Annotated in this window: 6 protein-coding genes; 4 read left to right on the top strand and 2 right to left on the bottom strand. The window is 71.8% G+C overall.

Annotation, left to right across the window (positions count from 1 at the left end):
* Positions 1-37 precede the first annotated feature (37 nt).
* Positions 38-1477: an NADP-dependent phosphogluconate dehydrogenase gene (gene gndA / locus ABZT12_RS22570; RefSeq protein WP_356387356.1), complete on the bottom strand. Its 1440-nt coding sequence runs from the start codon at positions 1475-1477 to the stop codon at positions 38-40.
* 291 nt (positions 1478-1768) lie between these two features.
* On the opposite strand from gndA, the gene ABZT12_RS22565 reads away from it, so the two are divergent.
* Positions 1769-2944: a transglycosylase family protein gene (locus ABZT12_RS22565; RefSeq protein ID WP_356387353.1), complete on the top strand. Its 1176-nt coding sequence runs from the start codon at positions 1769-1771 to the stop codon at positions 2942-2944.
* On the opposite strand, the gene ABZT12_RS22560 is transcribed toward ABZT12_RS22565, so the two are convergent.
* Entirely contained in the window at positions 2914-4176 is a 1263-nt protein-coding gene (locus tag ABZT12_RS22560; protein ID WP_356387350.1) for a DMT family transporter, read from the bottom strand. The two genes, ABZT12_RS22565 and ABZT12_RS22560, sit on opposite strands and share 31 nt — an antisense overlap.
* Positions 4177-4624: 448 nt before the next feature.
* Here ABZT12_RS22560 and glgA point away from each other — a divergent pair, with 448 nt between their 5' ends.
* From glgA to ABZT12_RS22545, 3 genes are all read left to right on the top strand, one after another.
* Positions 4625-5788: a glycogen synthase gene (glgA, locus tag ABZT12_RS22555; RefSeq protein ID WP_356387347.1), complete on the top strand. Its 1164-nt coding sequence runs from the start codon at positions 4625-4627 to the stop codon at positions 5786-5788.
* A 52-nt stretch (positions 5789-5840) separates the two neighbouring features.
* Positions 5841-7061: a glucose-1-phosphate adenylyltransferase gene (gene glgC, locus ABZT12_RS22550; RefSeq protein ID WP_356387344.1), complete on the top strand. Its 1221-nt coding sequence runs from the start codon at positions 5841-5843 to the stop codon at positions 7059-7061.
* 199 nt (positions 7062-7260) lie between these two features.
* Positions 7261-9876, top strand: a complete 2616-nt coding sequence (locus tag ABZT12_RS22545) for a PA14 domain-containing protein (protein ID WP_356387341.1) — start codon at positions 7261-7263, stop codon at positions 9874-9876.
* Positions 9877-9881: the final 5 nt, after the last annotated feature.

Below are 9881 nucleotides of genomic sequence, written 5' to 3'. Positions count from 1 at the left end.
GGGGGCGCGCCCCGCCCCGCCCACCCCGCGCGGTGCGTCAAGCGGTGATCTCGGTGCGGTCGCCGCCCCACAGGGTGTGGAACGCGCCGTCGCGGTCGGTGCGCCGGTAGGTGTGCGCGCCGAAGAAGTCGCGCTGGCCCTGGGTGAGGGCGGCGGGCAGGCGCTCGGCGCGCAGGGCGTCGTAGTAGGCGAGGGCCGCCGAGAACCCGGGCGTGGGGACGCCCTGGCGGGTCGCGGCGACGACGACCTCGCGCCAGTCGTCCTGGGCCGCCCCGATCTCCTGCGCGAACGTCTCGTCGGAGAGCAGGCTCGGCAGGTCCGGCCGGGCGTCGTAGGCCGCGCGGATGCGGTCCAGGAAGGCGGCGCGGATGATGCAGCCGCCGCGCCAGATGGAGGAGACCGCGCCGAGGTCGATGTCCCAGCCGTACTCCTCGCTGCCGGCCGCGATCTCGTGGAAGCCCTGCGTGTACGAGACGATCTTCGACGCGTACAGCGCCTGCTCCACCCGGTCCGCGAAGGCCGCCGCCTCCGCCTCGCCGAGCGCGGTGGCCGTCGGCCCGGCCAGCTCCCGGGACGCCTCGCGCAGCGCCTTGTGCCCGGAGAGGGAGCGCGCGAAGACCGCCTCCGCGATACCCGACACCGGGACACCCAGGTCCAGCGCGATCTGCACCGTCCAGCGGCCGGTGCCCTTCTGCTCGGCCTGGTCCTGCACCACGTCGACGAAGGGCTTGCCGGTGGCCGCGTCCACGTGCGACAGCACCTCGGCGGTGATCTCGATCAGGTAGGAGTCGAGCCGGCCCGTGTTCCAGGTGCGGAAGATCTCGGCGATCTGCGCGGGCGAGTACCCGGCGACATCACGCAGCAGCTGGTAGGCCTCGCCGATCAGCTGCATGTCGGCGTACTCGATGCCGTTGTGCACCATCTTCACGAAGTGCCCGGCGCCGTCCGGCCCGACGTGAGTCACGCACGGGGCCCCGTCGTCGGCCTTCGCGGAGATCTTCTCCAGCATCGGGCCGAGCGACTCGTACGACTCCTTCGAGCCGCCGGGCATGATGCTCGGGCCGTTCAGTGCGCCCTCCTCGCCGCCGGAGACGCCGGTGCCGACGAAGTGGATGCCCTGCTCGCGCAGCGCCTTCTCGCGCCGTCGGGTGTCGGCGAAGTGCGCGTTGCCGCCGTCGATGATCATGTCGCCGGGCTCCAGCAGCGGGGCGAACTCCTGGATCACCGCGTCCGTGGGGTCACCGGCCTTCACCATGATGACCAGGCGACGGGGCCGTTCCAGCGCGGCCACGAACTCCTTGGCGGTCTCCGCCGCCACGAAGTCTCCCTCGCCGCCGAACTCCTCCACCAGGGCGTGCGTACGGGACGCCGTCCGGTTGTGCAGCGCCACGGTGTAGCCGTTGCGCGCGAAGTTCCGGGCGAGGTTGCGGCCCATGACCGCGAGGCCCGTGACGCCGATCTGGGCTGAAGTGCTCATACGGTTGGCTCCTAAGATCCTGACATCGGTGGTGCCGTTCGTGACCGCCAGTATCGCCCCATCGACATCCTGTCCCGGCGGTACCCCGCCCGCACGTCCTGGTGGCCGTGGTGCGGAGGGTCCCCGAGGGCGGGCACCAGGGGCCGTCGTTTGCCCCCTGAAGCGCAGCCGTACCGCAACAGGTGCGCGTTATTGGTCACTTGAGGGACACTGCGGCTGATTGCCGTCTTGTCATGGCCAGTTCGTGGCCCTTACTTTTGGCCCTCCTGACGCATGTCGAGGGGGCTCCCCATGGCCGTACGCGGCCGGCACCGCCGGTATCAGCCGAACAGGATCAACCGTGCTTCGCTCACCGTGACGGCGGGTGGCGCCGGACTCGCGATCCCGCTCGCCGGCGCCGCGACCGCCCACGCGGCGGACGTGAGCACCTGGAACAAGGTCGCCGCCTGCGAGTCGAGCGGCAACTGGAGCATCAACACCGGCAACGGCTACTACGGCGGCCTCCAGTTCACCCAGTCCACCTGGGAGGCCTACGGCGGCATCGCGTACGCGCACCGTGCCGACCTGGCCACCAGGGACCAGCAGATCGCGGTGGCGGAGAAGGTGCTCAAGGGCCAGGGGCCCGGCGCCTGGCCGGTGTGTTCGGTGCGGGCCGGACTGGCCAGCGGCGGCGGCGCCCCGGACATCCACGTCAACGACGCCAGGACCAGTCGGGCCGCGACCGCGCCGGCGGCCACCGCCCGGACCGCCCAGCGGTCGGTGAAGGACGTGAAGCCGCAGACGACACCGCAGTCACGCGCGGGCACCGCCGAGATCTACACGGTGGTACGCGGCGACACGCTCTCCGGGATCGCCGACAGCGAGCGCGTCGACGGCGGCTGGGAGCGGCTGTACGCGGCCAACCGCACGACCGTCGGACAGGACCCGGACCTGATCATGCCCGGGCAGCGGCTGAGCCTGCGCGGCCGTGCCGAGCCGGAGGCCAAGGCCGCCACGAAGCACAAGGCCCGGCCGGCCACGAAGAAGACCTCGGCCCAGCCCAAGGAGAAGGCCAGGACCGGCCACTCCGTGGTCGCCCCGGTGAGCGCCGCCATCGGCACGCCCTACCACGCGGAGGGCTCGCACTGGTCGAAGGGCTACCACACCGGTGTCGACTTCCTGGTGCCCACCGGCACCTCCGTGAAGGCGATCGAGACGGGCGAGGTGGTCTCCGCCGGGTGGGGCGGCTCGTACGGCTACCAGGTGGTGATCCGGCACTCCGACGGCCGCTACTCGCAGTACGGCCACCTGTCGGCGATCTCGGTGAAGGCGGGGCAGACGGTCGGAACCGGCCAGCGCATAGGCCGCTCGGGCGCCACGGGCAACGTCACGGGCCCGCATCTGCACTTCGAGGTGCGGACCGGGCCCGGTTTTGGGACGGACATCGATCCGCTCGCCTACCTGCGGGCCGGCGGCGTCAGCATCTGACGCGGGGGCCGATGCCGGTCGAGGACCGGCATCGGCACGTACAGGCCGCCGTAGTAGGGCCCGAAGTAGCGGTGGGGCAGGTCGTCGGCGGCCGGCGGATCCGGGCTCCCGAGCTCCTCGCCCGCCGGGGGCGAGGACGGGACCGGGACGAAGACCCCGTGCACGTCGACGCCGACGCCGCCCTCGCCGGGACCGATCGGCGCCGGCTGGTCGGGCAGCGGAAGCGCGTCGAGGAACTCCTCCAGGGACGCGGCCACGGACACGGGAGGCGCCACGGATGCGGGCGGGGCCACGGATGCGGGCGCCCGCTCCGCTGCCGTCTCCGCCTCGGCGGGGGCGGGTGTCCGCACCGGGGTTTTGGCTGTGCCCTCGGCGGGCTGGTCGGCCGAGGCCACAGCCGGCGTCCGCTCCAGTCGCTCCGTCGTCAGCAGGATCAGGCCGCCCGCCGCGATGACCCCGGCGCCCAGCGCGAGCGCGGTGCCCGTCGTGCCGTAGCGGAAGGTTTCGCCGAACATCGTTATGCCGACCGCCGCGGCCACCACCGGGTTGACGACGGTGAGGACGGCCAGCGGGGCGGCGAGGCCGGCGCCCCGGTAGGAGGCCTGGGAGAGCATCAGGCCGGCCACCGCGAACACGCCGATCACGCCCAGGGAGGGCAGGTCGCCGGCGGAGACGCCGGCCGACCAGTCGACCGCCACGGTCTTGGTGAACACCGACGACATGCCGAAGGCTATGCCGGAACCGGTGGCCAGCAGCACGCTGCGCACCGCCGGGTGCCGGTGCGCGGCCCGGCCGGCGAGCATCAGGGTCACGACCACGCCGCCGGTGAACAGCGCCACCGACAGCCGCTGGGCGGTGCTCAGCGAGTGCGTGCCGGAGGCCCCGACCAGGGAGAGCAGGCCCGCCAGTCCGACCGTCGCCATGATCGCGCCCCGCCAGGCGGTGGAGCCGGCCCGGCGGCCGACGAGGAGGGCCGCCATCGGCAACGCGAACACGATCGTCAGCGCGCCCAGCGGCTGCACCAGGCTCAGCGGCCCGTAGGCGAGCGCCACCACGTGCAGCAGTGCGCCGGAACCGTTCAGCGCCACCGCCGCCCACCAGCCCGGCCGGCGCAGCGGCGCGTAGTGCTGGTCGGGGGAGGAGACCGCCACCCGCTCCTGCATGATCGCCCCGCCCGCGTACGCGACCGCGGAGACGAGCGACAGCAGAACGGACAACGCGAGGGCGCTCATGGGCGGCTCCTCTGCGTGAGGCGGGGGCGCTGGGCCCCGCGCGGCGAACGGTCGGCTCTCATGCACAACACGATGCCGTGCGTTCCTCTTCCCGTCGTCCTTCCTGAGCAGGCAATGGGTCCTACTGCCGATGGAGTACTGCGGGCCCCCTGTCCTCCCCAGGGTGGGCGACAGGGGGCCCGCATCCCTGAGCCGTCCCTCAGGGACCGGGGAACGGTCAGGGGACATGTCAGGGGATATAAGGGATGACCCGGGCACACCGGGGCGACCGGAACGACCCGGCGAGGCAAGGGCCGAGCCGGGACCCGCCGCCATTCCCCCGCCGTCCCGCCGCCGTCCCCCCGCCACTCGTCGCCCCTCCCGCCGCCATCCGGCCGTCGGCCCTTCCGTACGGGCCGCTTCTGGGTGACCATATGAACATCATCAGCCGCTAAACAGGGGGTTCTGGGTGCGAGTGGGACTGCTGACGCGGGAGTACCCGCCGGATGTGTACGGCGGCGCGGGCGTCCATGTCGAGTTCCTCGCACGGGAGTTGAGGTCCCTCGTCGAGCTGGACGTGCACTGCTGGGGTGAGGGCTCCAAGGGCGAGCGGGCGGCCGGCGTGATGCGCCACCGCCCCTGGCCGGTTCTCGACGGCGCCAACGACGCCCTGCGCACCTTCTCCACGGACCTCTCCATCGCCGCCGCCCTGGAAGACCGGGAGCTCGTCCACTCCCACACCTGGTACGCCAATCTCGCCGGCCACTTCGGCAAGCTCCTGCACGGCATCCCGCACGTCATGACCGCCCACTCCCTGGAGCCGCTGCGCCCCTGGAAGGCCGAGCAGCTGGGCGGCGGCTACGCCCTGTCCAGCTGGGCGGAGCGGACCGCGATCGAGGCCGCCGACGCCGTGATCGCCGTGTCGGGGGCGATGCGCGAGGACATCCTCGGCTGCTATCCGGCCCTCGACCCCGGCCGGGTCCACGTCGTCCACAACGGCATCGACACCGCGCTCTACCGGCCCGACCTCGGCACGGACGTCCTCACCCGCGTCGGTCTCGACCCCGACCGCCCCTACGTCCTGTTCGTCGGGCGGATCACCCGCCAGAAGGGCGTGCCCCATCTGCTGCGCGCGGTCCGGGACATCGACCCCGCCGCGCAGGTCGTGCTCTGTGCGGGCGCCCCGGACACGCCGGAGATCGACCGGGAGTTCCGGGATCTCTTCGACGAGCTGAGCCGCGTCAGGGCGGGCGTGCACTGGATCCCGCAGATGCTGCCCCGCCCCGAGGTGATCCAACTCCTCACGCACGCGGCCGTGTTCGTCTGCCCCTCGGTGTACGAGCCCCTCGGCATCGTCAACCTGGAGGCGATGGCGTGCGGTACGCCCGTCGTGGCCTCCCGGGTCGGCGGGATCCCCGAGGTGGTGGCAGACGGCGAAACCGGGGTACTCGTCACGGTGGACGACGACTTCGAGACCAGTCTCGCGCGCGCTCTCGACTCGGTGCTCGGCGATCCGGCGGCGGCCCGCCGGATGGGCGAGGCGGGGCGGGAGCGGGCCGTGGGAGAGTTCGGCTGGGACGCGGTGGCGCGTCGCACGGCCGACCTGTACGGGAAGATCGTCGAACAGGCTTAGTCCACGCTGCCCCAGGGCAGGCATGGGACAAACCAGGGTGAGGGGAGCGGCCATGCGTCGTGGTGGGCCTTCGGTGCTCGGGATCGTGCTGGCGGGCGGTGAGGGCAAGCGGCTGATGCCCCTGACCGCCGACCGGGCCAAACCCGCGGTCACCTTCGGCGGTACGTACCGTCTCGTCGACTTCGTGCTGTCCAATCTCGTCAACGCCGACGTGCTGCGCATCTGCGTCCTGACGCAGTACAAGTCGCACTCGCTGGACCGGCACATCACGACCACCTGGCGGATGTCCAGCCTCCTCGGCAACTACGTCACCCCGGTCCCGGCCCAGCAGCGCCTCGGCCCGCGCTGGTACCTGGGCAGCGCGGACGCGATCCTGCAGTCCCTGAACCTGATCTACGACGAGGAGCCCGAGTACGTCGCGGTGTTCGGCGCCGACCACGTGTACCGCATGGACCCCCGCCAGATGCTCGCCCAGCACATGGAGAGCGGCGCGGGGGTCACGGTGGCCGGCATCCGGGTGCCGCGCGCCGAGTCCTCCTCGTTCGGCGTGATCACGCCGGGCTCGGACGGGCAGACGGTGCAGCGCTTCCTGGAGAAGCCCGCCGACCCGCCCGGTCTGGTGGACGACCCGGAGCGCGTCTTCGCCTCCATGGGCAACTACATCTTCACCACCAAGGCCCTGATCGAGGCGCTCCAGCGGGACGCGGAGGACCCCCACTCGGTGCACGACATGGGCGGTTCGATCCTGCCGGCCCTCACCGAGCGGGGCGAGGCCGGGCTGTACGACTTCAGCGCCAACCACGTCCCCGGCGAGACCACCCGCGACCAGGGCTACTGGCGGGACGTCGGCACCCTGGACGCGTACTACGACGCGCACATGGACCTCATCGCGGAGCGCCCCACCTTCAACCTGTACAACCGCAGCTGGCCCATCTACACCCACTCCGGCCAGCTCTCCCCGGCCCGCTTCAACGCCGGCGGCATGGCCAGTGAGTCGATCATCAGCTCCGGCTGTCTGATCCGGGGCCAGGTCAGCCGGTCCGTGCTCTCCCCGGGTGTGGTGATCGACCCGGGGGCCGTGGTCCAGGGTTCGATCCTGCACGACAACGTCCACATCGGGCGGGGCGCGGTGGTCCGGGGCGCCGTCCTCGACAAGAACGTAGAGGTGCCGCCGGGCGCGACGATCGGCGTCAACCCGGAGCGGGACGGCGACCTGTACACGGTCTCCAAGGGCGGGGTCATCGCGCTGGGCAAGGGCCAACTGGTCACGTAGCGCGGCCTGTTCAGGTGACTCGGGCGTCACCCCGGTGCTTCTCGGACGCACCGGGGCTTCGCCGTACCCGGGTTCCGCCGTGCGCCGGGGCGGCCGTGCCGGGTGCGTGCACCGAGCTGCTTGTCATGTCCCTGGACGGACGGCGGAATCCGTGTTGTCATGCCAACTGCCCCGATGACAACGTTGTTATGGAGGTTCCGTGCGTACCAGACGCCTCAGAGACCGACTCGCGCTCCTGCTCGCGTTGGTGCTCGGCATCGCCGGGCTGGCCGCCGCCCCCGCCGCGACCGCCGCCGTGGCGAACGACCCCGTGCAGGTCCATGGCCTGAAGGGCGAGTACTACACCCAGTCCGCCCCGGGCGCCTTCGACTTCGCCCACCTCAAGGCCACCGGCTTCGACCCGAACCTCGACTTCGACAACCTGGAACCCCGCCTCGCCTTCACCACCGGCCAGTCCGACGACGTCAGCGTCCGCTGGACCGGCAAGGTCGTGCCGACGGCCTCCGGCCCGCACACCTTCTCCGTCATCGGTGACAACGGCTTCCGGCTCTGGGTCGACGGCCGGCTCGTCATCGACCACTGGGTCGACGACTGGGACACCGAACAGACCTCCGCCCCGGTCGAGTTGACCGCCGGTACGGCCTACGACATCAAGGTCGAGTACTTCGAGCACTACGGCGGCTCCAACCTCCATCTGCGCTGGACCGAGCCCGGCTCCGCCAAGACGGCCGTACCGCAGTCGGCGTTCCGCCTGCCCGACGGCTTCGACTACGACGGTGCCGTCGCCGCGACCGTCGCCGGCACCGGCCGCACCCTGAAGCTGGACTTCGCGCAGCCCCTCGCCGCACCCCCGGCCGGCCTGACCGACCATCTCGAAGCGGTGATCGGCGGCGCCAAGTGGCCGCTGGGAGCAGCCCGGTTGGACCCCGCCGACCCCAAGGCCCTGCTCGTCCCGCTCGACCAGCCCGTGGTCGGCAACAAGTCCGGCACCGCGTCCGGCACCGCCGATGTCCGCTACGACGGGGCCGGCGGCCTCACCGGCGCCGACGGCAACGTTGTCAACGCCTTCTGGTCCACCGGCCCCAATCACTCCACGTACGAGCTGCGCACCCAGTGGGCCGACCAGGTGGGCCCGCACAACGCGCTCCCGGAGTATCCCCGCCCCCAGCTGACCCGCGCCGACTGGCGCAACCTGAACGGCACTTGGCAGTTCGCCGCCGCCACCCAGGGCGAACAGCCGCCCGTCGGCCGCGACCTCGCCGAGCACATCCTCGTCCCGTACCCGGTGGAGTCCCAGCTCTCCGGTCTCGAACGGCACGAGGACCGCATGTGGTACCGCCGCACCTTCACCGTCCCGGCGGGCTGGAAGATCGGCTCCGGCAAGCGGCTGATGGTCAACTTCGGTGCCGTCGACTGGCGCGCCGAGGTCTACGTCAACGGCACCAAGGTCGCCCAACACCAGGGCGGCTACGACAAGTTCAGCGCCGACGTGACCGACGCGCTCAAGCCGGGCCGCACGCAGGAGCTGATCGTCGGCGTCTACGACCCCACCGACGCGGCCGGCGGCGAGAACCCGCCGGTCGGCAAGCAGCGCCTCGACCCCAGCGGCATCTGGTACACCCCGACCTCGGGCATCTGGCAGACCGTCTGGATGGAACCGGTCGCGGCCGACCACGTCGACTCCCTCAAGCTCACCCCCGACGTCACGCACCGCACCCTCACCGTCGAGGCGCAGGGCGTCCGGGCCGGCGTACCGGTCACGGCGACGGCGTACGAAGGGAAGCGGAAGGTCGCCACCGTGCGGGGCCGCACCGGCACCCCGCTGACCCTCACGCTCAGGAAGCCGCACCTCTGGTCACCGGACGACCCGTTCCTCTACACCCTGAAGGTGCGCGTCGGCGCCGATCGCGTCGGCAGCTACTTCGGGATGCGCTCGATCGCCGTCGAGAAGGTGAACGGCGTCCCCCGCACGGTCCTCAACGGCAGACCCGTCTTCATGATGGCCACCCTCGACCAGGGCTTCTGGCCCGACGGCCTCTACACCGCGCCCACCGACGCGGCCCTCGCCCACGACCTCAAGGTGCACAAGCAGCTCGGCTTCAACGCCGTGCGCAAGCACATCAAGGTCGAGCCCGACCGCTGGTTCTACTGGGCCGACCGGCTCGGCCTCATGGTCTGGCAGGACATGCCCGCGATGACCGCCGGGGTGAACCCCTCCGCCGCCGCCCGCGCCGAGTACGAGCGCGAGATGAAGCAGATGATCGACGAGCACATCAGCAGCCCGTCGGTCGTCATGTGGGTCACCTTCAACGAGGGCTGGGGCCAGTACGACGAGGCCCGCATCGCCGACCAGGCCAAGTCCTGGGACCCGACCCGGCTCGTCAACAGCATGTCCGGCCTCAACCTCGGGGCCGACGGCGGCACCGGCGACATCATGGACGAGCACGGCTATCCCAGCCCCGCCCTGCCACCCCACCCCGACGGCCGGCGCGCCCTGGTCAGCGGCGAGTACGGCGGCCTCGGCCTGGCGGTGCCCGGCCACGCCTGGTCCGTGCAGCAGTCGTACGTCGACGTCGACCCCTCGGCGTACACCGACGACTACCTGACGAAGCTCGCCGAGGTGCACGCGCTGGCCTGCCAGGGGAGCAACGGGGCCGTCTACACCCAGATCTCGGACGTCGAGGGCGAGTTGAACGGCCTCATGACGTACGACCGCCGGGTCCTCAAGCCCGACGCGGAACGGGTCGGGACCGCCCAGCGGGCCCTGATCGACGACGCCTCGCGCGCGACTCCCGCAGGGTGCCCCACCACCTGAACGTC

The organism is Streptomyces sp. NPDC005423, assembly GCF_040606415.1.
Classification (GTDB): domain Bacteria; phylum Actinomycetota; class Actinomycetes; order Streptomycetales; family Streptomycetaceae; genus Streptomyces.
This window is presented reverse-complemented; position numbering and strand designations above follow the sequence as displayed.

Bases quoted from the DNA above. Each gene is read 5' to 3' on its own strand.
- ABZT12_RS22560 (WP_356387350.1), bottom strand. From the start codon at position 4,176: ATGAGCGCCCTCGCGTTGTCCGTTCTGCTGTCGCTCGTCTCCGCGGTC.
- glgC (WP_356387344.1), top strand. From the start codon at position 5,841: ATGCGTCGTGGTGGGCCTTCGGTGCTCGGGATCGTGCTGGCGGGCGGT.
- gndA (WP_356387356.1), bottom strand. From the start codon at position 1,477: ATGAGCACTTCAGCCCAGATCGGCGTCACGGGCCTCGCGGTCATGGGC.
- ABZT12_RS22565 (WP_356387353.1), top strand. From the start codon at position 1,769: ATGGCCGTACGCGGCCGGCACCGCCGGTATCAGCCGAACAGGATCAAC.